We start from the raw sequence: 22579 nt of genomic DNA on the forward strand, positions 1-22579 counted from the left end.
CGGTGGTCCCCAACGTACGCCGAGATGACGCAAGAGACCATGACATTAGTCGTCCAATCTAGGGGAGCCCCGGACGCCCATCCAATAAAAACGTGATCGGGGGCACATCAGCTGTGTTTGGCCGTAGGATGGAACCACAGTGCGCCGCAGGTGGAAAGGGCAGCCCGCGGCTTCGAGCCGCAGGAACGCGGATGCAGTGCCCTGTGGTGTTGCCGGGAGGCTGACGATGAAGAAGTTTTCCCTGACGGCGCTGGGACGCCGCCACCTGGAAACGGCCAGCTGCGCCGGTAGCGGGCGCAGCGCCAGCACGGTATACGGCGGACACGAGCACGTCCTGCGCCAAACCGTCATTGCACTGAAGGCCGGACAGGAACTGAACGAACACGTGAACCCGGGCGAGGCCACCGTCCTGGTCATGAGCGGGAAGGTGTCGCTGTCCTCGCGCGGTGAGAGCTGGGAAGGCAGCGCAGTGGACCTGTTGGTCGTGCCCCAGGGTTTCTACGCCGTGGAGGCCCTGGAGGATTCGGTGTTGGTCCTCACCGTGGCGAAAACCGACCGGGGGCCCATGGCCACCGATCAGTCCTGGCAGGACAAGGCGCGTGGCAAGGCGGGCAGGGGCCCGGCTTCGACGCCACGCACCGATCGGCATGCCGACCCCGTCGGGGCCGAGGCGCTGGCCCACGAATAGAACTGGTGCTTCAGTGTCCGGCGGCGGCAGCCAATCGCCGCCGGTCGAGGATCATGGTCCAGCAACGACCGGAATCCACGATGCGATCGGCCCGCAGCCGGCTCATGACCCTGCTGGCCGTTTCCGGGGTCACCCCGGTCAGCGCAGCAAGGTCGGCACGGGTCAGCGGGATGGGCAGATCGATGCATCCCTTCCGCGGCTCACCGAAGGTATCGGCAAGTTCCAGGAGCCGGGCCGCGATCCGCACCCCGGCTTCTTCACTGGAGAGCCGGCGGATGCGTTGTTGTGCTCTTTCGTGTCGGTGGGCCAGTTCGTCCAACACCCCGAGGGCCAGATCCGCACGGGTCTCCAGCATGGCCCTGAATGCAGCGGCCGGTATGGCCAGCAGCTGGCTGTGGGTCAGTGCCGTCGCGGTGTCGGGGTATCCGGTTCCCCTGGACCCGCTGACGGCTCCGAAGACCGCCGGTGGGCCGAAGATATCGAATACGACGTCCTGACCTCGGCGTGAGGGCCGACTGATCTTGACGGCTCCGGTGGCCAGGATGAACAAGTAGTCCGCATCGTCTCCATGGCCGTGGACCAGATCCCCGGGCCACCGCTGCAGCATTTGTGTATGGATTTCAAGGGCCAGCAGGTCCGCATCGGAGAAGCTGCCCACCAGGGGAGTACGGCGCAGTAGCCGCAAACTCGTTCGTTGTCGGTCGTCGGTGACCGCCGTCGCGGTCGGGAACGACGGCGGCGCCTGTTCCTTGAACATATGACTCAACCTTCCCCCACCGAAGCGCACGGCGGACTGGTTGGCCCCGCCAGCGGTCGACTCCCACGGATCGGACGTTTTCAGCCTAGATGGACTTCGGGAATCAGACCATGGGGTGGGCATGAAAAAGGCGTTTGCATCGTTGTTTTCCAACGATGCAAACGCCTTCCCACTGGCGGTGACGGTGGGATTTGAAACCTCTCACAAGGCAAATGCTTACGCAGAAGCTGCATGATCTAGGGAATTTTTATCACTCAACGTCATGCTCAATCATCACGAATTGCGGTCAGATGTTGCCAAAATGTTGCCAGGGATCGTTAGCCCAAGGGAGGATTTCCCTCTAGCGGGTCGTCTCCATTGTTCGGAGGTTGCGTCTCCGCACCCTCTAGACTCTGCTCGGCGAGCAGGAGAGAGGCCATAGCATTCGGTGGCACTTGCCGAAAGGTGTCCTTGGGTGATTCAGGGAGATAGAGGCGAAAGGGCCAACGGTCGTCTTGGTGGCAAGCGTGGCAGACATCAATTATCTGGCTGGCCTCCATCGACTCGCCATTGAGCGCTGACACGGCTGTATTGACTGCATCGTTCGATTCGCGGTCGATAGCGAAGACTGGATACGCACGGGCGTGCCAAACCCCTTTCAGGATATGGGAACCCCTGAAAGCAAAGTCATTGACATTGTGGGTCGTGGTGTCGACTTTGGAAGCTGTTGCGTCGTGAGCTGCCAAGGCCATCGCCCAAGCTACTTCGACTGACAAGGTGAAAAAGCGTCGCTCCGCCTGCCCTATGATTCTGAAGCCAGTGTCGATGCTTGGGCCGAAATAGTCGAAGAAATATTTTGTAAGCGCACGACTCTTTAGGGCTGCACTGTTTAGCCGCACAACAGAGTCGTCTGAACCTTCGTTGCCCGGATGTCGAGGAATTGTAGATTCGCTATCCGGGCCTGGGAAGGTTGCGATGAATGCTCCGCCTTTGAGCGCGAGACTACGATCAGCAAGGACTTCCTGTTCGTACTGGTCTACAGCGTCAAGCCAAACGCGAACGGCTCTGCTCACCGACGTTTCACTGGAGACGGAAACCTCAAAAATCAGCTCGTCACCAACACCTTTCCAAAGGACGAAGTCGGTTTTCCCATCGTCAAATTTCGTTTGGCGCCGATCCGCCCCCGCAAGGAATTGCGGAAATTCCCAATAGAAGCTGAGGAATATCTTTTGCCATCCCTGTTCTGACTGTTTGTAGTGCGTTGAACCAACCAAATCACACGAAAGGAAGAGCTTAGATTCTGCGTCGGCAGTTTTTTTGGCCAATGCCTATATCCCTAGTACCTGTGCGCGTACCTCCGCAGCCTTCGGCGATACGCCGAAAACCTCGGCTAGTGCGTTCCAATCCTGCCCGAGGCGTTCTTGGGCTGCACGGAATTCCCGCGCGGGCATGAGTAGCGACGCGGCGAAAATATTTGCTTGAGTCTCGACACGATTCTGCTGTCCGCGCTTAAAGGGTCTGGGGCCGGTCATTCCTGGCTCCAAGTAGTGGAGAAAGTAGTGGCCAAGTTCGTGAGCAATTGTGAAGCGGTCTCTGCGGTCAGAGGTCATTGGCGGCAGATGCACGACGAAGTCCCCCTGCTTATTGACTGTAAGAGCCTCTACCGCATAAAAGGACTCGGATATATCGACCTTGCCGCCTAGTTCTTTCAGCAACAGATCGATATCCACACGCCCACTTGGCTCATATGCGCGGTGATGTGCCCCTACCCTTTCCGCATAGTCGGAGATGGCCCTATTAGACAGCCTTGACGCTTCAGTTTGGGTAGCTGCGAGAGTCGACGGTTCCATGCTTCTATCTTACTCGGAGGGGGTGGATGCGCCTATTAGCCCCGCCTCATTTTTGGGTTCGTTGTATGAGGGGGCGCAAAGCGAGGCCAGCCGGGCAGGAGATCATAGCGGTGGGCAGGCGGCTACGTTTTCCCTGCGGGAAAGCCTAACTGCCAGCAGAGAAGCGTCACGGTAGCGTCACACCCTCAAGGACCTCTGACTAGGCCAAACGTGGGAGCTGTGACGCTCCGACGCTTGTGACGCTCCTACGGGCAAAGTATATGTTTGGTCCTTGAGCTGCTGGCCACGATGCCGCCGGCTACTGCTGCCACGTCGAGCTGTCGCGCTGTTGGCCGTTGCCTTGTGCTGCTGGCCATCTGGGTCTGGAGTGTTCCGCTGGCGTCGGCCGGCCGTGCTGGTAGGCGCCACTTTCTTTTCTTCCCAGAGAAGCGTCACGAGCGTCGGAGCGTCACAATCATGCTCTGACTAGGCTGTTCACTGTGACGCTTCGAAAATCAGTAGCGTCACAAGTGTCGGGAGTAGCGTCACAGCCAGCAGAGAAGCGTCACGGTAGCGTCACACCCTCAAGGACCTCTGACTAGGCCAAACGTGGGAGCTGTGACGCTCCGACGCTTGTGACGCTACTACGGGCAAAGTATATGTTTGGTCCTTGAGCTGCTGGCCACGATGCCGCCGGCTACTGCTGCCACGTCGAGCTGATGACCACGATCCCGAGGTGCCGCCCTGGTGCCGGCCTCTGCCACGTCGAGCGATGCCGCCGGCTACTGCTGCCACGGTGGTCTGATCCGTCCCGCTGGCATCCTCCACGCCTCAAGGCGCCATGAACAATGGCGGGTTGGCAGTCAGTGATGCTGCCAAGGCTGGATGCGGAAACGCGGCACCTGGTGACAGTGTGCGAAATCGGCAGTGAGTGCGCTAAGGTGAGAAACGAAAGAGGCCCGAGGGGCCTCATTCTTGCTATGCCTAAAAATGAAGTAAAGAACCCGAATCGGTTTGTTTCTGTGGACTCTCGTACTAATAGGGAACGAAACGTTCAGAATGGTTCTATTTTTCCGCATATTCTTCTGTTTTTCGTTTGTTTATCGAATATCCCGTTTTGTTTGGACCGGGGAAAAATGGAAATGGGGCGCGGGGCTTCCGAGGGGTCCTGAATTAAAAAACTCTCGCCCGCTTTTACGCATCGACTACAAAGCACTCGGTTTCCCCGGCGGAAATTCTCGCGCTGAGAATCTGGCCGAAAATTGTGCAGCGACTCCGCGCTGCCTCGACGGCGCAGGTTCAGATGCTCGACGGTGAACGCATCGAGCGGGAGTCGCCGGCTGTACTCGTGCCAGCCCTTGCCATCATGAGCTGCTGCGATCCAACGGCGCCGCCGGCTGGTGATGCCACGTCGAGCTGGCATGCAGTTCTGGCACCGACAATGCCTGGTGCATGGTCGGGATGCTGGGGCTGGCGCTGGCGTGGCAGGGGGTGCCCTATCGCAGGGGGCATACCCTGCGCCTGTGGGGGGTGCCCTTGCCGACAGGGGTGCCCTGCTTCGTTATATGTATCGGGCGGCCCTATGTTCATGGTCCAGGCTGGCCTCGGTCAAGGTGTCGCCGTGTTGAGCGGGGGTGCTATTGTCCTGCTGCTGGCCTCTGCCATGTCGAGCTGCTGGCCACGATGCCGCCGGCTACTGATTCCGCGACGAGCTGCTGCGATCCCGAGGCGCCGCCCTGGTGCTGCCGGCCGTTGCCTTGTGCTGCCGGCCACCTGGGTCTGGAGTGTTCCGCTGGCGTCGGCCGACCATGCTAGTAGGCGCCACTTTCTTTTCTTGCCAGAGAAGCGTCACAAGCGTCGGAGCGTCACAGCCATGCTCTGACTAGGCCATTCACCGTGACGCTTCGAAAATCAGTAGCGTCACAAGAGTCGGGAGTAGCGTCACAGCCAGCAGAGAAGCGTCACGGTAGCGTCACACCCTCAAAGACATCTGACTAGGCCAAACGTGGGAGCTGTGACGCTCCGACGCTTGTGACGCTCCTATGGGCAAAGTATATGTTTGGTCCACGAGCTGCTGGCCAGCTCTGCGAAATGGCAATTCATCAGTGACCGAACGATCTATGACTATGCCAGGGGCGGGGGCCTCAGCCGGGCGCCACGCACAGCACAATGGGGCCGTCTCAGTAGCATTGCAACGACGACGGCCCCACTGCCTAATTCACTTGTTCAGAATACGATTCACGCCTTGTTCTTGAGGTAGTCCACAGCCACCTGTCGGGCGTCGCGCCCGTCCATCGTCTCGGGCTTGGCCAGATGCTCGGGGTAAGCCAGCTCCAGATTGAACAGGCAGTTCCAGCACGCGAGCACATCCATCTTTCTGCCGTGCTTCCCGCCGATGGTGTCCACGTGCACGTTGCCGTTGACGTCACCGCACACACTGCAGGTGTGTTGTGTCGTCCAGAACTTTCTCAGTTGCTGGTCCTCCAACGCGCGGCCGGCCGCCCTCAAGCGTGCATTGTGAACTACCCGCCCAAAGTCCCGGGCCGTCTTGATCGGGTCGGTGTGATCGTCAACCAGTCGGGCAGCCGCCTCGGGGTCACGCTCTATGTACGACTCGCTCATTCGGAACGGGCTGCGGCGTCCGACTCGTTCGGCATGCAGCTCCAATCCAACGTCAGCCGTTGCATCGCTTTCGTCCTGCTCGGTCGGTTCGGCGTCCACATACAGTTCTCGGAGCTGCTGCGGCACGTAGTACGTGCTGGCCTTGTCGTCGTGGCCGGCGGGGAGGTTGACGGTTTCAGTGCTCATGTTGGCTTCCTGTTCTTGCTGCATTGCTGGTGCGTGGTCGGTGGTGGTCATGATGGCTTCGGGTTGGTCGGAGTAGCGCGGGCGGCGCCGGCTTCTTCTGGCTTTCATGCTGTATTCCTTTCGTTGGTAAGCCGTAGCTCTTTGATCTGTTGCGGTGCCTTGCCGCCCCACACGCCGTGCTGTTGGTGTGGGGAGTCGGTGGCCAACTTCAGGCAGGGCGCCCGGACCGGGCAGGAATGGCACAGTGCGGCGGCTGCTTGGTTTGTGTAGGAGTCCGTGGCGAACCATTCATCTGCATTTCCTTGCTGGCACGGCGTGAGCTGCTGGCCGGCTGGCTGGACTGCTGCCCATGGGTTGGGCCATCTTTTCGTCATGGTTTTTCCTAGCGCTACGGGGAGCAGGTGATATGTCGTGTGTGGCCTTGGCTGGCCATATCAGGGTGAATCTCGCCGTGGCACACGTCGCAGAATGTCGAGCTGTCCAGGCTGAGGAAAAGGCGCCGGCTTCCGGTGCCGGAGTCTCTGACTGGTTCGGCTACGGTGATGCCGGTTGCCGCCAGTGCCGGCGTGATCCGTTTGAGTCGTCCGCTGGCAGTGTGCGCGGCCTTGGGCCAAGTCCTTGGGGGTTTCTCTGGCGTTATCTCAGCCAGTAACTCACTCGCGGTGCCGCCCCACGAGTGCCGTTGAATCACGAGGTCACGCACGGCGCTGGCGAAAGCGTCACCCTCAATCACGTCGGCGGCTGCCGTCGTCGTCGCGGTCAAGTAGTCGGCTAGCGTGGTCCAGCCGGTCACTTGGTCAAGTGCTGCCAAGACTCGGGCAAAGTCAGCCATTCGCGGCATCTCGTCCAAGTGCACGCTAGGTAGTACCTCCAGCACCTGGGCAAGCAGGTCAAGAATTGCACCGTGGGTTTCCTGCCGCACTGCTTCGAATTGCTCGGACACTTGGCGTTCGGTGCGTCGGTCGGCCGCCGGGATGGGATCCAGCTCTACCTGTAGTAGTCGGTCGGCCACGTCGCCCTGGAGTGAGCCGGGGTCAATGCTGGTCATGCCCACGACGCGTTGGAAGTGCAGAACTGTCACGTCAAGGTCTGAGTACTTCTCGCGCTTCTTGTATCCGTCGCCGGTTACCGCTTTGCACAGTGCGTCTTGGAACCACGGCGGCAGATGTGAGACGTTATCGAGTCCAATGACGGGTTCCTGGTAGGCCGTGACTGCCCAATCGTCTGCGCTGACCGGTGCGGAACCAACGGGCGCCGGGGATGGGCTGACCAACGTAATCAGCATTTTTAGTGCCGTTGTCTTGGCAGTTCCTTGTTGGCCAATGAGTGCTAGGAAAGGGTGGGGAATGTCGGGGATGCACGCGGCCACGAGCCAGCCGGCCAAGAGTCGAAAGCTGCTTTCTGACGCGTTCACTAGGTGTTGGAATCCGTCGAGGTTGCCGCCCATTTTGGGGGCTGGCATTGGTGAAATGAGGGATGACCGGCGAAACAGAATAGGGGACTGGTCCAGTAGATCGACGCGGCCGGGGGCAACGGCGACGGCGTTACCCTCTGGAGTTCCCGCATCGATGATGATGGTTGGGCCTGTGCGACCGAACCGGAGAAAGACCGGAACCTCATCGGCCGTCAGCGCGTCACCCTCAAGTACGTTCAGCATTTCCTTTAGTGCCGTATCGCTGGGGGTGCGCTTCTTTTCGTCGTAGTACAGCTTCGCCAAGCGCTGCCGTAGGCCTGCTTTTCCGCGCAGGTCGAGAGCGATGCTCGGCCGCTTGTGCTCCACGGCGTAGACCTTGCCCTCTGTACTCTTGACGACGCTATAGAGCGAACGGGCCATTTCAACGAGAATGGCGCTCTGTGATGGGGCCTCTCGTTTCGGGGCAACAGTCTTGCCGGCCGCCCGTTCCTTGGCGCTCGGTTCGGTATATGTGGAGCCGTCGTCATGGTCTTGGGCGCCGTCGCTGTAGCGATCGTCCGGTGGAACCGGGTGGTCAATCCCAGCATCAAAGGGCGGCGGGATTGGCGACCAGGCAGAAGACGCGAAAGGGTCTACGGGAGGGTGTCCGTAGTCGTATTCAGTCATGGCTTCTTTCGTCTCCTTTCGTGTTAGGTATTCAGTTGGCGTCTGAGGCGCACTATTTCGGGGTCATATTTGCGAACGAGCGACATGGTGCCGGCGTCGTACCTGTTGAGGGCGACGCGTGCCCTAGCGCGGTCCTCTCCGGTTTCGGCCGTGGCCAGTTCCTCGGCCAGTTCGTCGCGGCGCTTCGTGCGTCTCCGCTCGGCCATGGGTGGCAAGCGTGAATATGCTGCCTTGCATTCAAGCTCGTTCACAGCTCACCGCCGGTGGACTGTTCTAGAGAGAGTGCGGCCGTGCAAAAGGCGGGCCTGGGTACGCGGGTCGGCCTGTGTTCCATCGTCAGTTCTTCTTTCGGTTCGGGGTTCGCTGTTGCTGTGCGAAATACAGCGGCATGATTACGAGCTGTGCCAGTGCGGAGCCAATGAGCAGGAAGCCTGCTACCTCGTCGGGGTTCACTGCTGGCCACTCGGGTACGGTGCCGCTGCTGTCATGGCCTGGAGCGTTGAGAGCACCTGTGGCAGATGCTCGACGGGAAACCTCAAGTGCTCCTTGCCATAGCCGCTGAACAGAACGACGTGCTGCGTTTCGGCCAGGATTCCCGGCACGACCTCGGCGCCGTACCAAATCGTCCCTAGCTCGTCTGCTGCCCAAGCGCTGGCATGTGTAGTCGCGTCTGGGGATGGCCGCCACTCGTTCACTGCGCCACTCGCTTATCTGTGCGCTCGAACGTTTGGCCGTTGAGAAATTCCTCTACGTCATCCCAGCGGTAGCGAACCGTGCGGGTATTCACGCGCACGAATTTCGGGCCTGTTCCCAAGTAGCGCTGCTGTGCAAGGCTCGCCGTGCTGACGCCCAAGTACTCGGCTACAGCGTCGGGCCTGACCAATCCTCGGGGCTTTTCTGTTTCTGCTGACATGGCTAGTTCCTCATTTAGATGCGTTGGATATCTGCTGACATCAAATAGACTAGGTGTTGAGTTGGATATCTGCAAGTTATTCAATTGAAACGTTTGCAAGATGCGGCAAGAATGCAGCTATGCCCTATTCCTGGAGCGCGGAAATTGCGCCAAATACCGAAGTTGAATGCGACGAACGCGGCGCCATTGTGCACGCGGCGGTGGTGATCAGGATTGACGACGGGCCGTGTTGCACGGTGGCGGCCGTCAACGATGGGAGGGGCGGGTATTTTGCTCGGTCTATGGCCGTCGAAAATGCCGACGGTTCACCTGTGACCGGGACGACGCTACGTAGCGTCAGGGTCTCCGAGATGCTCCAGAGGGTCGCAAGTTACCTGCTCCATTGGGCAGAAAAAATGCGACTCGAGGGGATCAGCAAGCCGGAGCCGGATGGCGGCCGGCAGCACACCTTAGACGATGGTGACGAGTGGTTTCTCCGACAGATTGGCGCCGCTTCGGGCAACGGGCCGGCCGATGCCGATTGGATATCGGAGCTTCGGGCGGCGGGACCATCGAGCCGCAAAGGTATGTATGCAATCGCCAAGCTGTACCGGATCGCAGAACGTCGGGCCGTAGCTCCAAATAAATTCATTCAGGAAGTACTGGCTATGAGTCCCGCGACGGCAAGTCATTGGGTCAAGCTCACCAGGGCAGCCGGCCATTTGCCTCCGAGTGCACGAAAGCCGAGGGCGTCAAGTGGCCTCGATTGAGCCATATACAAACAACGGTGGCAAGCGCTACCGGGTGCTCTATCGGACGCCTGAGCGCAAGCAGACGCAAAAGCGCGGATTCAAGACCAAGCGTGATGCTGAGCTGTTCCTAGCGTCTGTGGAAGTGAGCAAGGCAAAGGGCGAGTACATAGACCCGGCGGCGGCTCGTGTGACCATTGCGGAGCTGGGGCCGGCGTGGCTTGGCCGGCAAACACACTTGAAGCCGTCCGCGTTCCGGCCGGTGGAGAGTGCGTGGCGTATATACGTGTTGGCGCGGTGGGGGAGCGTTGCTGTATCGGATATACGCAAGACGGCGGTGCAGCAGTGGGTGTCTGAACTATCGAGCGGGGACGAAACGACAAAGCCGCCACGCAGGCCCAAGGGCGCAACGACGGTAATCAGGGCCTATGGCGTCTTGGCCGCCATTCTTGATGAAGCAGTGGACGACCGGCGAATACTGACCAATCCCTCGCGTGGCGTGAACCTGCCGCGCAAGGTAAAGAAAGCGCACGTGTACTTGTCCCACGAGCAGGTGCACGAGCTGGCCGCCGTATCAAAGTATCCGCTGCTCGTTCGCACCCTGGCCTACTGCGGTCTGCGTTGGGGCGAGGCGACCGGCCTCCGCGTGTGCGACGTGGACACGGGCCGAGGACGGCTGAATATTGAGCAGAATGCCGTAGCCGTCGGCGGCAAAATCATAGTAGGCACTCCGAAGAACCATCGGCGCCGTTCCGTGCCATTTCCGCGCTTCCTAGCTGATGGGCTGGCTGCTGAATGTGCCGGCCGGCATCGTGAGGACCTGGTGTTTCCTGGCCCTGATGGTAGTTACCTTAAAACGGCGCGGGTTCACGATGACAATTTCTCTTGGTTTGCGTCGGCCGTTCGCAAAGCCGACGTTCCGCGCATCACGCCGCACGACTTGAGGCATACCGCGGCCAGCTTCGCTGTGAGCGCCGGGGCCAACGTCAAGGCCGTGCAGCGAATACTTGGGCACAGCTCGGCCGCGATGACGCTGGACGTTTACGCTGACCTCTTTGACGACGACCTAGACGCCGTGAGCGTGGCTCTAGATAACGCCTATTCACGCTCAGGTGTTGCCAAAATGTTGCCAAACGCTTAGGTCGGAACAAAGATAAAGGCCCTACTTCCCCGGAATCTCGGGGGAGTAGGGCCTTTATATCTGGCGGTGACGGTGGGATTTGAACCCACGTTGGCTCTCACCAAACAACATTTCGAGTGTTGCACCATCGGCCGCTCGGACACGTCACCAGACTGGACTACTCTAGCGGACGGTTCGCGGCAGTCCCAAACCGGCAGCTCGGCTCAGCGCATGGAGCGGAAGAAGCCGGTCAGGAGGGACGCGCATTCATCCTCCATCACCCCGGGGAAGACCTCGACCCAGTGGTTCAACCGTGGTTCGCGCAGCACCTCGAACACGGAACCCGAGGCCCCGGCCTTCTCATCCCAGGCGCCGAAGACGACCCGCGGTATCCGGGCCAGCACGATCGCCCCGGCACACATGGCACAGGGCTCCAAGGTCACGACCAACGTGCAGTGCGCCAGCCGCCAGCCGTCGTCGTGCCCCGAATCCTTCAGGGCCGCGGCCGCGGCACGGATGGCCAGGACCTCGGCATGGGCGGTGGGATCCCCGCTGGCCTCGCGTTCGTTGCGGCCGGTGGCCACGATGGATCCGTCGGGACCGATGACGACGGCACCGATGGGCACGTCGGCGGTCGCAAGCGCCGCCCGGGCCTGATCCAGCGCCAGCTCCATCCACCGTGCGTGGTGCGCGTCATCCCGGATCACCCTCCAACCCTAGCCGAGCAGGCGGTTCGTGCTGGTAGTTTTATTCCATGCGCGTACAGGTAGTCGACCACCCGTTGGTGGCCCATAAGGTCTCGGTGCTCCGGGATAAGAACACCCCGTCCCCGGTCTTCCGGCAGCTCACCGATGAACTGGTGACCCTGCTGGCCTACGAGGCGACCCGTGAGGTCAGGACGACGCAGATCGAAGTCCAGACCCCGGTCGCCACGACCACCGGCACCGCCTTCGCCAAACCCACCCCCCTGGTGGTCCCGATCCTGCGGGCGGGCCTGGGCATGCTCGAAGGCATGACCCGGCTGGTTCCCACCGCGGAGGTCGGATTCCTGGGCATGGCCCGCAATGACACGACGCTGGACATCGTCACCTATGCGGAACGACTTCCCGATGACCTCACGGGCCGGCAGGTCTTCGTGCTGGACCCGATGCTCGCCACCGGGGGCACCCTGGTGGAATCCATCAAGTTCCTGTTCGAGCGCGGTGCCTCTGATGTCACCTGCATCTGCCTGATCGCCGCCCCCGAGGGGCTGGACCGGCTCGAAGAGATCTATGGGGATGACCCGAGGGTCCACCTGGTGTTGGGGGCCTTGGACGAGAAGCTGGATGAGAACGCCTACATCGTCCCGGGCCTCGGCGACGCCGGCGACCGGCTCTACGGGTTGGCCCACTAGCGGCTCCGTCGCGAACGGACCCGGCTCAGGGCCCGACGGTCGGTGGCTGTTCCGGCCGCGGAGGCACCTCCACGATCAGGGGCAGACTGACCTCGAAGACCGTGGCCCCCGGTTCGCTGGCCACCGAGATGGTGCCGCCATGGGATTCGACGATGCCGCGCACGATCGACAGGCCCAGCCCCACGGTTCCCTCGGCGCCGGAGCGGGCCCCGTCGCCCCGGGTGAACCGGGAGAAGACATGGGGCAGGAACTCCTGATCGATGCCCTGTCCGTCATCGGTGACGGTGAGGACCGCGTGGTGTCCGTCGGCGGAACGGAAGACCCCGGTTTCGATGGTGGTGCCCTCGACGGTGTGCTTGCGGGCGTTCGAAAGCAGGTTGTTCAGCACCCGGGCCAGCTGCCCAGCATCACCGCGCACGAGCACCGGTGCGTCCGGCAGGGAGAGCCGCCACTGGTGGCTCGGCGCCGCCACCTGGAAGTCCCTGGAGGTTTCCGCCGCCAACCGGGTCAGGTCCACCTCGGCCAGGGTTGGTTTCTGCCCTTCATCGAGCCGGGCCAGCAGGAGCAGGTTCTCCACCAGCGAGCCCATCCGGTGGCTTTGCGCGACCACGCGGTTCAGTGAGGTGCGTCCGTCGTCGCTGAGGTGTTCGGTGGCGGCGACGAGTTCCGAGTATCCGCGGATGGACGCCAGCGGGGTGCGCAGCTCATGGGAGGCGTCGGCGACGAAGCGGCGCATCCTGGCTTCGGATCGGCGTCGTACCTCGAGCGCCGACTCCACGTTGTCCAGCAGGGCATTCAGCGCGTGGCCCATGTTCCCCGCCTCGGTGCCGGGGTCGGCATCGGGAGTGGCGACACGTTGGGCGAGCCGGACTTCTCCGGCGTCCAGGGGAAGTGCGGCGACCGCACCGGCAACTTTCGATACGCGTTCGAACTGCAGCAGTGACCGGCGCACGATCACCGAGCCGATCAGCCCGATGGCCACGAGCCCGGAGGAGGCGACCAGCAGGATCGTCATGTCCAGGGCGAAGAGCGTGTCCCGGGTGCTCTCCACGGGCAGGCCGGTGATGAGGATGGCGCTCTTGCCATCGGCATCGGCCGTGGAGGGGGCGGCTGTGACGGCCATGAGCCGGTATTTGCCCACGGAGAGGTCCTCGGTCACCGGGGCCGCATCGGGGGTGACCGCGGCCAACTGCTGGGCGTCGTCCTTGTTCAACTGCTGGCCCTCGCCCGTGCGCTGGTCCAGGACACCGCCAATGAGGATGGTGGTCCCGACGATCCGGGCGTTGAGCGTCCCCGAACCTTGGCCGGGGGTGTTCAGCGGGTCGGGCATCTCGCTGCCCTGGCTGCCCTTGCCGCCCTGGCTTCCCTGGCTGCCATCGAAGCTCGCCGCCCGGTTGGAGGCCTGGTGGAGTTGTTCGTCCAGCTGGCTGTAGAGGCTGTTGCTCATCACCGTATGGGTGAAGACACCGATGACCAGGCAGATCAGTGCCAGCAGGCCGATCAAGGAGGCGGAGATGCGCGAGCGCAGGGTCCATCCGTGGGTCGTCGGCGGGGTGGGAACCGGATGGTCCGGTCGTGCCGGGGGAGTCGGGCGCGCCTGGTCGGCGGGGTGGGTCACGGTGCGGGCTTCAGGACATATCCGGCGCCACGCACGGTGTGGATCATGGGCTCCCGCCCGGCATCGATCTTCTTGCGCAGGTAGGAGATGTACAGCTCGACGATGTTGGCCTGGCCACCGAAGTCGTATTGCCAGACGCTGTCCAGGATCTGGTTCTTGGACATGACCCGGCGGGCGTTCTCCATCAGGTAGCGCAGCAGGTCGAATTCGGTGGCGGTCAGGTTCACGACCTGGCCGCTTCGGCTGACTTCACGCATGTCCATGTTCATGCTCAGGTCCCCGACGACGAGCTCGGCGGCATCGGCCTTCGCCGCACCGGAGCGTTCGACCAGCCGGTGCAGACGCAGGAGCACCTCCTCGAGGCTGAAGGGTTTGGTGACGTAGTCGTCCCCACCCAGGGACAACCCCTCGATCCGGTTCTCCACCGCATCCTTGGCCGTCAGGAACAGGGCCGGGACCTCGGGTTGGAAAGCCCGGATCTTCCGGAGGACCTCGGGGCCCTCGAAACCCGGAAGCATCCAATCCAGGACCAGGATGTCGGGGGAGAACGAACGGGCCTCCTGGACGGCCGAGGGGCCGTCCCCGGCCACCTTGACCTCCCACCCCAGCATGCGTGCCCCCATGCTGACCAGTTCGGCCAGCGACGGCTCGTCATCGACGACCAGGGCCCTGATGGGGGTGCCATCGGGGTGTTCCAGCCGCGGAAGCTGGTTGGGGGAGAACTGCGAGTTCGTCATATGTCGATACTCCTCTGCACCTATAGGGCCAAGCTGGGATTCCGCTGTGACCGAGCTGTGAAGCGCTGGTTCCTACAGTACCGGCGGAAGCGGCGGCTGTCCGCACGCCGGCAGCTTCCGCCGGTGGGCGGATAGTCAAGCGTGTGACCCGGGTTCGGCCCTGTCACGCATAAGTATGCGTTGCATGTTTTAGGATCATCAATCGAGTGGCCCATTGATCAGATCGAACAGTCGAATGACGGGTGCATGCCCAGACCGCATGATCCAAAGCGCTCACTTCAGAGAAGTGCATAATGTGAATCACCTCACAAATTCATGAATTTGTCTCAGTATGTGGACAAGTGCGATGAATATTACTTGCGGGTTCGAATTATTACGGCAACACTAGGTCTCGTGAACATCGATCCAGCAGCACTTGCGGCCCCCGGCCCCCGTTGGGGCCATGGTGTCGGACGTGCGCGCAGCTGTTGTCGAATGTCGGCCTAGTTTCTTCCCACCTCCAGAAGATCCGAAGCACGGATGAACCGCACGCCACGACCATGGCGTCGGCCAGCCGAACCAGACAGTTCACCGACTTTTCGCACAGTTAGAGGTTCCACCAATGTCCGTTACGTCCGGATACGTCCACATCTCCATCCGCAACGCCCAGAACCGCGCCGCTGCTGCCCAGCGCCAGGGCGCCGGCCACGGTGAATACGGGGCGCCCCAGGGATATCGCCAGCTGCACGCCGTCCCCTCCCCGCAGGACCACCCGCCGATGACCGCCCCGACCCCGGTCGTTGCCGGCAACGGAACCCCCGGACCGCAGTCGGTGGACCGGGACACCGAGGCCCGTGGATTCGTCCTCTATGTCGGTCTCGACGAGGCGACGGCCCAGGAACAGGGCACGTCGCTGGGCAAGCTGGCCACCCAGGTCCGTGCCTTCCTGCAGACCCTCTCGCCCAACGCCCAGACCCATGCCGCCGTCGCGCTGGCTCCGGCAAACGCCCCCGGGGAGAGCATCGACGTCGTGCGCCAGGCGCTGGGGGACCCCACGGTCGCCCGCCGGCCGCGCGGTGAGGTCATCCGCCACCAGCCGGCCGCCTCGCGTCCCTCGGGCGTGTTGATCGACCTCTCGCGCCGAGAGGTCCACCTGGACGGGGAAACGCTGAACCTCACGTTCAAGGAATTCGAGCTGCTCAACTATCTGGTGGAGAACGGGGCGCGCACCGTCGGCCGCGACGAGCTGCTGAGCAGCCTCTGGCGCAATGCCGAGGAGGTGCCGAATGAACGCACCATCGACGTGCACATCCGTCGCCTGCGCTCCAAGCTGGGACGTCTGGCCAATACGGTACGTACCGTCCGTGGCCAGGGCTACCGCTTCTACGAGCACCCCGAGGTCATCGTCTGGGCCGCACCGGAATACAGCATCTGATTCCTGCTCCATCCACGACGGCGGCGCCTGCTAGAGGGGCGCCGCCGTCGTCGTTCCTGCGTGGCCCCTAAGCTGGAGGCATGAGCCAGCACCACCTGAAACGCCTGATGCTCCTGCGCCACGCCAAATCCGATTTCCCCTTCGGCATCGAGGACCATGATCGGCCCCTGGCCACCCGGGGCAACCGCCAAGCCCCGTTCGCCGGGGCCTGGATGGTGAAGAACGGCTGGGTTCCGGATTCCATCCTGTGCTCGGATGCACTCCGTGCCCGGTCGACCTGCGCCTGGGTGTCCAGTGAGCTGGGGGAGAAGGGCCCGACGCCGTATCTGGATTCACGGGTCTACGGCGCCTCCGCCACGCAGCTGGTATCGGTGATCAACGAAACGCCGGAGACGGTGGGCACCTTGCTGGTGATCGGGCATCTGCCCACGGTCCAGGAGGTGGCCATGGCCCTGGCCTCGGTGGATTCCGAGGAGGAACCGGTCATGGAGCTGGCCACGCGGTACCCGACGCTGGGGCTGACCCTGCTGGAGACGGTCACACCCTGGGCCGAGCTCGATGGCCGTGATGCCCGGGTGAGTGGGTTCGTCGTTCCCCGGGAGTGAGGCCCGCTGCTCAGGCCACGCCGGTGAAGGCGCTGACGGCCTGCACGCAGGTGGCGATGCTCCGTTCGGGGTGGAATACATGGCGGTCGCGTCCGATGATCAGGACCGCCCCGAAGACGGCGGTGGCCATCGCCTCCCGGTCGGTGGCCCCCAGTCCCGGGTGGTTCCCCGTGGAGTACAGGCGGTCCAGTGCCTCCCGGATGACCCCGATGATCTCCCCGCGCAAGGTGGCCAGCGTCTCGCCCCAATCGCTGGGGGACTGCCACTGCTCGCTGATCCACAGTTGGGCGAAGGAGGGGTATTCGTCCATGAATTCCAGGGAGGCGGCCACCATGTCCCGGAAGCCCGAGGCCGGGTCCGGGTCGGCCGTGCCCTTCTCCAGCCGTTCGAAGAGCACATCGGCGCCGAAGCGCATCAGCTGGCCGATCAATTGGGCCTTCGACCCGAAATTATAGTAGACCGTTCCCTTGGAGACCCCGGCGGCGGCGGCGATCTCGTCGACCGTCACCCGGTGGTGTCCCCGGTCGCCGATCAGGTTCATCGAGGCTTCGAAGAGCCGGTGCTTGGAATCGGTGGCCCGCACCCGCCGGCGAGTGGTTTCGGCGAAGTCCGCGGCCTCCTGCAGGGGCTCGCTGAAGGCGGCGCTCATGCCGAGAGCTCCGGATGCAAGGTCTTCAGCGTCCACGTCTTGCCCCGGTGGACCGCGAGGAAGCTCATGAGCAGTCCGATGGCCGCGTAGCCCAGCAGGGCCAGCACCAGCGGGGCGAGTCCCTCGAGCGAGGCCCCGTACATCAGGTGGCGCAGCCCGGTGATCACATGTCCCATGGGCAGCAGGTTATGGGCCACATGCAGTGGCTCGGGGGTGGTCTCCCAGGGGAAGGTGCCTCCCGCGGAGACCAGTTGGAGGACCAGCAGCACGAGCACCACGAGCTTGCCGGGGGTGCCCAGCAGGGCACAGATGCCCTGGACGATGGCGGTGAAGGCGATGCTCGCCATCAGGAACAACCCCCAGGTCAGCCAGGGGTGGGCCGTTTGCAGGCCGAGTCCGAAGAGCACCACGCCGTAGAGCACCGTCGCCTGCAGCATCGACAGGAACACGAAGGGGAGCCACCCGCCGATCGCGATCTTCCAGGACGCCGCATTGGAGGCCAGGGCGCGTTGGGTGACCGGGCGCATGATCTGGACCAGGATGAAGGCGCCGATCCAGACGGCGAGCGTCATGAAGAAGGGGGCCAGGCCCTCGCCGTAGGTTCCTGCGCTGGCCTGGTCCGCCCGATCCACCGAGACCGGGTCGCCGATGACGTTGGAGACCTGCGTCTTTTGCTCGTCGGTGGGGTTGGGGACCTCCTTCGTCCCGTCGCTCAGCTTCCCGGCCAGGGTCCCGGAACCGTCGACCAGTTGGTCGGCACCGGATCCCAGATCGTTGACGCCCTCGCGCAGATCCGCGGTGCCACCGGTCAGGGTCCCGGTCCCCTCCACGAGCGAGGCCGCACCGCCGTCGAGCTTCTGGGCCCCGGCCAGGGCGTCCCGCTGCCCGTCCAGCAGGGTGTTGGCCCCGCTGGCGAGCTTCCCGGAAGCGGCGGAGAGCTGCTGGGCGCCGTCCGCGGCGTCGGAGACCCCGTTGGCCAGGGCCTGTGAGGAGTCCGCGAGGGTATCGGTGCCCGAGGCCAGGGAGCCCAGTCCGCCACTGAGTTTCTTGGCGCCGTCGGCGACCTGGCGGGAGCCGGTGCCCAGTTTGTCGATATTTGCCTTGGCGTTGGCCAGATCCTTCCTGGTCTTCTCCGCCTCCGCGGTCACTCCGGTATCGGCGCCCAGTTTCTTCACGGATTTGCGGGCCTCCGCGGCGTCTTCCTTCGTGATGACGTCGTCCTTGATCAGCTGGTCCACGGTGCCGTCCAGGCGGGACTGGGCGTCCTTCTCCAGGGCGGTGATGGTATCCGCAGCGTTGTCGACCTTGGCGCTGAGCTGTTCATTGCCGTCGGCGACCTGTTCCGCGCCGGCCGCCAGTTCCTTGCCGGCACTATTGGCCGAGGCGGCACCATCGGCGAGTTGGCGGGTCTTCTGTGGCAATTGGGCGGTCTTGGACTTCATGGTGCCCAGCCCCGAGGCAAGCTCGTCGGCGCCTCCCTGGAGCTGGCCCGCCCCGTTGGCCAGCTTCCCGGTCCCGGCGACCAGCTTCTGCTGCCCGTCGATCAGGGAGGAGGTCCCGCTCTTGAGCTGACGGGCCCCGTCGTCGAGCTTATTCGCGCCGGAATCCAACTGCTTGGCCCCGTCGGCGAGGGTTCCCACGCCCTCGTCGAGCTTGACGGTGCCATCGTGGAGTTCATCCGCCCCGTCGGCCGCCTTGGCCATCTGGGAGTGGATGCGCCCGAAGCCGGTCAGCAGGGTGTCCGCGGTTTCGGTGCCGACCTCCTGGGCGACCGTGTTGTGGACCTCCCCGGCGAGCTTATCGGCGAAGGTGCCGACCATGTAGTTGTTGGCGTCGTTGGTGGTGACCTCCAGGATCGCCTGTTTCGCGGCGTCGAAGTCCTCGGGGGAGGCGAGGTTCTTGGAGAAGTCGGCGGGGATGGTCATGGCGAAGGCGTATTCGCCGGTCCGCACCCCTTCTTCGGCGGCTTCCTCGGAGTCCACGACGTTCCATCCGAAGGTCGCGTCCTCCAGCAGGGACTCCACGACCTCGTCCCCGACGTGCAGGTCCTTGCCGTCCTGCTGGGAGCCCTGGTCCTCGTTGACCAGTGCCACCTTGACGTTGTCCAGGTTGGAGTACGGATCCCAGTTCGCGTACAGGTACAGGGCGCCATAGAGCAGGGGGACCAGGGTCATGGCGATGATCGCCATCCACGGCAGGACGCCGCTGGTCATGCGCTTGAGCTCGGACAGGGCCAGGCGAAGGGTGGTCATTCGGGGGACTCCGTGGGGTGGGGGAGGTTGTTGGCGCCGGCTTCGGCCACCGGTCCGGTCCATTCATCGGGGACGGTGCGGACGACGGCGACGATCGCCGGTTGGCGGCGGCCGGCTGCGGTCTGTTCCAGATGGGCGACCCATTCACCGTCGTTGATGCCATGGCGATCGGGGGTGTCGAAGATCAGCAAGGAGATGTCGTGCCCCTCCAGGGCCAGATGCGTGAGGATCCTCTGGCGGTCCAGGGGATCGATGGCGTCGACGAATTCACCGGCCAGGTGGGTGATGCGGTGGCGTTCGAGCCATGAATCGATGCTGCTGCGGCGCCAAAAGGGTCCGGGGTGCAGGGCCAGGTCCTCGGAGACCAGATCCCTGACCTTCAGGTGGGCCTCGGGTTCGTTGATCTCGGGGGAGTCGACGAGCATGCTGATGCCACGGACCGTGTCCAGGGCGGGGTCGCCTTCCCAGGCCACCGTGCCGGCGTCGGGGCGCATGCGGGCGCTGAGGGCCAGGGCCAGGGCGGTGCGGGTGGTCTGTGGTTCGGCGTGGACCAGCAGCAGTTCGCCGGAGGCGACCTTGAGGCTGGTGGGGTCCAGGAGCGGCGCGTGGCGGCCCTTGATGGATAGTTCGTCGGCGATGAGCACTTCACCATGCTAATCGAACTGACCGGTCAGTTCAATTAGAGGCGTCGTGGTTCTCGTCGCATGAGGGGGCGGGCACAAAAAAACCCCGTCGAAACGGGGTTTTTTCGTATGGTGCGCCCAAAGGGATTCGAACCCCTGACCTTCTGTTCCGTAGACAGACGCTCTATCCAGCTGAGCTATGGGCGCTTGGTCTGCGACACCGCCGCTGACCTCGAATAACTATACAGACAGTTGGCGGCGTCGCAAAATCGGGGCCGGCCTCGACCGGGTGGCCCCCGGGGAGCCTCAAGCCAACTATACCGGTCTACGTGACCTTAGTCACAATAGGGTATGGTGAAACCCCGAGAATCCGCGGATGGACGGCGGTCGAGTCCCCGACCGGGGAGGGAAGCGATCCGCGTCACCTCCGGAGCGGAGCGGCCCCGTCCTAGCATCGAGGGACCAGTACAAGCCCAATGGAGGGAATGGACATGAGCGAGCGCTCCGATCAAACGGTCCTCGACGCAGAGCGTCAGACCGCACCGACGACCCACGCAAAGCTACTGGCCTGGGTCGGCGACATTGTGGAGCTCACGCAGCCGGAGAGTGTCCACTGGGTCGACGGGAGCCAAGGGGAGGTCGACCGCCTCACTGGCGAGCTGGTCGACGCCGGGACTCTCGTACGACTGGATGAGGCGAAGTTCCCCAATTCCTTCGCCGCCTTCTCGGACCCCAAGGATGTGGCCCGGGTCGAAGAGCGGACCTTCATCTGTTCCCAGGACGAGCAGGATGCGGGGTTCACCAACAACTGGATGGACCCGCAGGAGATGAAGTCGATCCTCAATGACCGCTTCAGCGGTTCGATGCGGGGACGGACCATGTATGTCATCCCCTTCGTCATGGGTCCCCTTGATGCCGAGCACCCGCAATTCGGCGTGGAGATCACCGACTCCGCCTATGTGGTGGCCTCGATGCGGGTCATGGCACGCATCGGTGATGACGTGCTGGCCAAGATGGAAGCCACCGATGCCTTCTTCGTCCCGGCCGTGCACTCCGTCGGAGCCCCGCTGGCAGCCGGAGAGGCCGATGTCGCCTGGCCGTGCAACCCGGAGAAGTGGATCGTGCACTTCCCCGAGGAGCGGGCCATCTGGTCCTACGGCTCCGGGTACGGCGGCAACGCCCTGCTGGGCAAGAAGTGCTTTTCGCTGCGTATCGCCTCGGTCATGGGGCGGGACGAGGGGTGGCTGGCCGAGCATATGCTCATCCTCAAGCTCACCAGCCCCGAGGGCAGGAGCTACAACGTGGCGGGGGCATTCCCCTCCGCCTGCGGCAAGACGAACCTCGCCCTGCTGGAGCCGAGCATCGAAGGCTGGACCGCCGAGACCCTGGGCGATGACATCAACTGGATGCGCATCGGCAAGGAAGGCGAATTGCGCGGGGTCAATCCCGAATACGGGCTGTTCGGCGTCGCACCGGGGACCGGGTGGAGCACCAACCCCAACGCCATGCGCGCGATCACCAAGGGCAACTCCATCTTCACCAACGTCGCATTGACCGATGACGGCGGGGTCTGGTGGGAAGGGATGACCGACGAGGTGCCCGAGCACCTGACCGATTGGCTCGGCAACGACTGGACCCCGGGCTCCGGGACGAAGGCGGCGCACCCGAACTCGCGGTTCTGCACCCCGATCGACCAGCTCGATATGCTCTCGAAGGAGTTCTACAACCCCGAGGGCGTGGAGATCCACGCCATCCTCTTCGGTGGACGGCGCAAGACCACCATTCCCCTGGTGACCGAGGCCAGCTCGTGGACCAATGGCGTCTTCATGGGCTCCACGCTCTCCTCGGAGACCACGGCGGCCGCGGCCGGTGCCGTGGGCCGGGTGCGTCGGGACCCGATGGCGATGCTGCCCTTCATCGGGTACGACGCCGGTGACTACCTCAAGCACTGGGACTCCATTGAATCCAAGGCCGATCCGGCGCGTTTGCCGCGGATCTTCCTGGTCAACTGGTTCCGCCGCACCCCCGAGGGCGGATTCGCCTGGCCCGGGTTCAGCGACAACTCCCGCGTGCTGAAGTGGATCGTCGAGCGCATCGAAGGCACTGCGGACGCCCAGGAGACGCCGATCGGCATGGTGCCCACCGGCGACTCGATGGATCTCAGCGGCCTGGACTCGTTCACCGCCGAGGACCTCGAGGTGGCCGTGACGGTCGACCCGGAGGAGTGGAAGCGCGAACTGGCGGATATCGAGGAGTGGTACGCCAAATTCGGGCCCTCCCTGCCGCAGTCCCTGCAGGATGAGCTGGACGGGCTGAAGCAGCGCCTGGGCGCCTAGCCGGTTCCACCGCGAGGAGCACCAGGGGCGGGAACGTCCAGCGGACCATC

The 22579-nt window shown here is 63.4% G+C and carries 21 protein-coding genes and 2 tRNA genes; 7 read left to right on the forward strand and 16 right to left on the reverse strand.

Annotated elements, in window-relative coordinates:
- Positions 1 to 226 precede the first annotated feature (226 nt).
- Positions 227 to 688 (forward strand): LuxR family transcriptional regulator, encoded by a 462-nt coding sequence (locus ACT3UE_RS09810; RefSeq protein ID WP_444554184.1) that lies wholly within the window; start codon positions 227 to 229, stop codon positions 686 to 688.
- Positions 689 to 698: 10 nt separating this feature from the next.
- Here the strand turns inward: ACT3UE_RS09810 and ACT3UE_RS09815 are convergent, their stop codons facing one another.
- From ACT3UE_RS09815 to ACT3UE_RS09850, 8 genes are all read right to left on the reverse strand, one after another.
- Positions 699 to 1445, reverse strand: coding sequence for a Crp/Fnr family transcriptional regulator (locus ACT3UE_RS09815; RefSeq protein WP_444554183.1), 747 nt, complete (start codon positions 1443 to 1445; stop codon positions 699 to 701).
- Between the two features lie 317 nt (positions 1446 to 1762).
- Positions 1763 to 2749 (reverse strand): hypothetical protein, encoded by a 987-nt coding sequence (locus ACT3UE_RS09820; protein ID WP_444566636.1) that lies wholly within the window; start codon positions 2747 to 2749, stop codon positions 1763 to 1765.
- A gap of 3 nt (positions 2750 to 2752) precedes the next feature.
- Positions 2753 to 3154: an ImmA/IrrE family metallo-endopeptidase gene (locus ACT3UE_RS09825; protein WP_444566637.1), complete on the reverse strand. Its 402-nt coding sequence runs from the start codon at positions 3152 to 3154 to the stop codon at positions 2753 to 2755.
- 2337 nt (positions 3155 to 5491) lie between these two features.
- Complete coding sequence (locus ACT3UE_RS09830; protein WP_444566638.1) at positions 5492 to 6169, reverse strand: hypothetical protein; 678 nt, start codon at positions 6167 to 6169, stop codon at positions 5492 to 5494.
- A complete protein-coding gene (locus tag ACT3UE_RS09835) occupies positions 6166 to 6435 on the reverse strand; it encodes a WhiB family transcriptional regulator (RefSeq protein ID WP_444566639.1) in 270 nt (89 codons plus the stop codon). Before ACT3UE_RS09835 ends, ACT3UE_RS09830 begins: the two co-directional genes overlap by 4 nt.
- 14 nt (positions 6436 to 6449) lie before the next feature.
- Positions 6450 to 8141: a hypothetical protein gene (locus tag ACT3UE_RS09840; protein WP_444566640.1), complete on the reverse strand. Its 1692-nt coding sequence runs from the start codon at positions 8139 to 8141 to the stop codon at positions 6450 to 6452.
- A gap of 23 nt (positions 8142 to 8164) precedes the next feature.
- Positions 8165 to 8347 carry a hypothetical protein gene (locus tag ACT3UE_RS09845; protein WP_444566641.1) on the reverse strand — a complete coding sequence of 61 codons (183 nt, stop codon included), beginning with the start codon at positions 8345 to 8347 and terminating at the stop codon, positions 8165 to 8167.
- A 485-nt stretch (positions 8348 to 8832) separates the two neighbouring features.
- Entirely contained in the window at positions 8833 to 9054 is a 222-nt protein-coding gene (locus ACT3UE_RS09850; protein WP_444566642.1) for a helix-turn-helix transcriptional regulator, read from the reverse strand.
- A 119-nt stretch (positions 9055 to 9173) separates the two neighbouring features.
- On the opposite strand from ACT3UE_RS09850, the gene ACT3UE_RS09855 reads away from it, so the two are divergent.
- Both ACT3UE_RS09855 and ACT3UE_RS09860 read left to right on the forward strand, forming a co-directional pair.
- Positions 9174 to 9803, forward strand: a complete 630-nt coding sequence (locus tag ACT3UE_RS09855; RefSeq protein ID WP_444566643.1) for a hypothetical protein — start codon at positions 9174 to 9176, stop codon at positions 9801 to 9803.
- Entirely contained in the window at positions 9790 to 10923 is a 1134-nt protein-coding gene (locus ACT3UE_RS09860) for a site-specific integrase (protein WP_444566644.1), read from the forward strand. Before ACT3UE_RS09855 ends, ACT3UE_RS09860 begins: the two co-directional genes overlap by 14 nt.
- A gap of 61 nt (positions 10924 to 10984) precedes the next feature.
- On the opposite strand, the gene ACT3UE_RS09865 is transcribed toward ACT3UE_RS09860, so the two are convergent.
- Positions 10985 to 11072 (reverse strand) — tRNA-Ser (locus tag ACT3UE_RS09865).
- A 54-nt stretch (positions 11073 to 11126) separates the two neighbouring features.
- Positions 11127 to 11609, reverse strand: coding sequence for a tRNA adenosine(34) deaminase TadA (gene tadA / locus ACT3UE_RS09870; RefSeq protein ID WP_444561343.1), 483 nt, complete (start codon positions 11607 to 11609; stop codon positions 11127 to 11129).
- A gap of 47 nt (positions 11610 to 11656) precedes the next feature.
- Between tadA and upp the strand changes: the two genes are divergently transcribed.
- Complete coding sequence (gene upp / locus ACT3UE_RS09875) at positions 11657 to 12295, forward strand: uracil phosphoribosyltransferase (protein ID WP_444554181.1); 639 nt, start codon at positions 11657 to 11659, stop codon at positions 12293 to 12295.
- Positions 12296 to 12320: 25 nt separating this feature from the next.
- Here upp and ACT3UE_RS09880 read toward each other — a convergent pair whose 3' ends face one another.
- Together ACT3UE_RS09880 and ACT3UE_RS09885 are read right to left on the reverse strand one after the other, a co-directional pair.
- Positions 12321 to 13913: a sensor histidine kinase gene (locus tag ACT3UE_RS09880; protein ID WP_444561344.1), complete on the reverse strand. Its 1593-nt coding sequence runs from the start codon at positions 13911 to 13913 to the stop codon at positions 12321 to 12323.
- The gene (locus ACT3UE_RS09885; RefSeq protein ID WP_444554179.1) at positions 13910 to 14650 is read right to left on the reverse strand and encodes a response regulator transcription factor; all 741 of its coding nucleotides are present in this window, start codon (positions 14648 to 14650) and stop codon (positions 13910 to 13912) included. Before ACT3UE_RS09885 ends, ACT3UE_RS09880 begins: the two co-directional genes overlap by 4 nt.
- A gap of 601 nt (positions 14651 to 15251) precedes the next feature.
- On the opposite strand from ACT3UE_RS09885, the gene ACT3UE_RS09890 reads away from it, so the two are divergent.
- Positions 15252 to 16064 (forward strand): winged helix-turn-helix domain-containing protein, encoded by an 813-nt coding sequence (locus ACT3UE_RS09890; protein WP_444554178.1) that lies wholly within the window; start codon positions 15252 to 15254, stop codon positions 16062 to 16064.
- 80 nt (positions 16065 to 16144) lie between these two features.
- A complete protein-coding gene (locus ACT3UE_RS09895; RefSeq protein ID WP_444554177.1) occupies positions 16145 to 16669 on the forward strand; it encodes a SixA phosphatase family protein in 525 nt (174 codons plus the stop codon).
- A 10-nt stretch (positions 16670 to 16679) separates the two neighbouring features.
- Here the strand turns inward: ACT3UE_RS09895 and ACT3UE_RS09900 are convergent, their stop codons facing one another.
- The 4 genes from ACT3UE_RS09900 to ACT3UE_RS09915 form a co-directional block, all read right to left on the reverse strand.
- Positions 16680 to 17318 carry a TetR/AcrR family transcriptional regulator gene (locus tag ACT3UE_RS09900; protein ID WP_444554176.1) on the reverse strand — a complete coding sequence of 213 codons (639 nt, stop codon included), beginning with the start codon at positions 17316 to 17318 and terminating at the stop codon, positions 16680 to 16682.
- Entirely contained in the window at positions 17315 to 19570 is a 2256-nt protein-coding gene (locus ACT3UE_RS09905) for a YhgE/Pip family protein (protein WP_444554175.1), read from the reverse strand. The genes ACT3UE_RS09900 and ACT3UE_RS09905 overlap by 4 nt, the downstream gene beginning before the upstream one ends.
- Positions 19567 to 20214 carry an ABC transporter ATP-binding protein gene (locus ACT3UE_RS09910; RefSeq protein WP_444561346.1) on the reverse strand — a complete coding sequence of 216 codons (648 nt, stop codon included), beginning with the start codon at positions 20212 to 20214 and terminating at the stop codon, positions 19567 to 19569. Before ACT3UE_RS09910 ends, ACT3UE_RS09905 begins: the two co-directional genes overlap by 4 nt.
- A 109-nt stretch (positions 20215 to 20323) precedes the next feature.
- Positions 20324 to 20400 (reverse strand) — tRNA-Arg (locus ACT3UE_RS09915).
- Positions 20401 to 20684: 284 nt separating this feature from the next.
- Between ACT3UE_RS09915 and ACT3UE_RS09920 the strand changes: the two genes are divergently transcribed.
- Positions 20685 to 22529 (forward strand): phosphoenolpyruvate carboxykinase (GTP), encoded by a 1845-nt coding sequence (locus ACT3UE_RS09920; RefSeq protein ID WP_444554173.1) that lies wholly within the window; start codon positions 20685 to 20687, stop codon positions 22527 to 22529.
- Positions 22530 to 22579: the final 50 nt, after the last annotated feature.

Origin of the sequence: Arthrobacter sp. 179, from assembly GCF_052379645.1 — a bacterium.
In the GTDB taxonomy this organism is placed as follows: domain Bacteria; phylum Actinomycetota; class Actinomycetes; order Actinomycetales; family Micrococcaceae; genus Arthrobacter_H.

What these genes read in the sequence shown, in the direction of transcription:
- ACT3UE_RS09885 (WP_444554179.1), bottom strand. Translation starts at nt 14,650, where the DNA reads ATGACGAACTCGCAGTTCTCCCCCAACCAGCTTCCGCGGCTGGAACAC.
- ACT3UE_RS09895 (WP_444554177.1), top strand. Translation starts at nt 16,145, where the DNA reads ATGAGCCAGCACCACCTGAAACGCCTGATGCTCCTGCGCCACGCCAAA.
- upp (WP_444554181.1), top strand. Translation starts at nt 11,657, where the DNA reads ATGCGCGTACAGGTAGTCGACCACCCGTTGGTGGCCCATAAGGTCTCG.
- ACT3UE_RS09830 (WP_444566638.1), bottom strand. Translation starts at nt 6,169, where the DNA reads ATGAAAGCCAGAAGAAGCCGGCGCCGCCCGCGCTACTCCGACCAACCC.
- ACT3UE_RS09810 (WP_444554184.1), top strand. Translation starts at nt 227, where the DNA reads ATGAAGAAGTTTTCCCTGACGGCGCTGGGACGCCGCCACCTGGAAACG.
- ACT3UE_RS09845 (WP_444566641.1), bottom strand. Translation starts at nt 8,347, where the DNA reads ATGGCCGAGCGGAGACGCACGAAGCGCCGCGACGAACTGGCCGAGGAA.
- ACT3UE_RS09900 (WP_444554176.1), bottom strand. Translation starts at nt 17,318, where the DNA reads ATGAGCGCCGCCTTCAGCGAGCCCCTGCAGGAGGCCGCGGACTTCGCC.
- ACT3UE_RS09920 (WP_444554173.1), top strand. Translation starts at nt 20,685, where the DNA reads ATGAGCGAGCGCTCCGATCAAACGGTCCTCGACGCAGAGCGTCAGACC.
- ACT3UE_RS09840 (WP_444566640.1), bottom strand. Translation starts at nt 8,141, where the DNA reads ATGACTGAATACGACTACGGACACCCTCCCGTAGACCCTTTCGCGTCT.
- ACT3UE_RS09905 (WP_444554175.1), bottom strand. Translation starts at nt 19,570, where the DNA reads ATGACCACCCTTCGCCTGGCCCTGTCCGAGCTCAAGCGCATGACCAGC.
- ACT3UE_RS09815 (WP_444554183.1), bottom strand. Translation starts at nt 1,445, where the DNA reads ATGTTCAAGGAACAGGCGCCGCCGTCGTTCCCGACCGCGACGGCGGTC.
- ACT3UE_RS09835 (WP_444566639.1), bottom strand. Translation starts at nt 6,435, where the DNA reads ATGACGAAAAGATGGCCCAACCCATGGGCAGCAGTCCAGCCAGCCGGC.
- ACT3UE_RS09855 (WP_444566643.1), top strand. Translation starts at nt 9,174, where the DNA reads ATGCCCTATTCCTGGAGCGCGGAAATTGCGCCAAATACCGAAGTTGAA.
- ACT3UE_RS09850 (WP_444566642.1), bottom strand. Translation starts at nt 9,054, where the DNA reads ATGTCAGCAGAAACAGAAAAGCCCCGAGGATTGGTCAGGCCCGACGCT.
- ACT3UE_RS09890 (WP_444554178.1), top strand. Translation starts at nt 15,252, where the DNA reads ATGTCCGTTACGTCCGGATACGTCCACATCTCCATCCGCAACGCCCAG.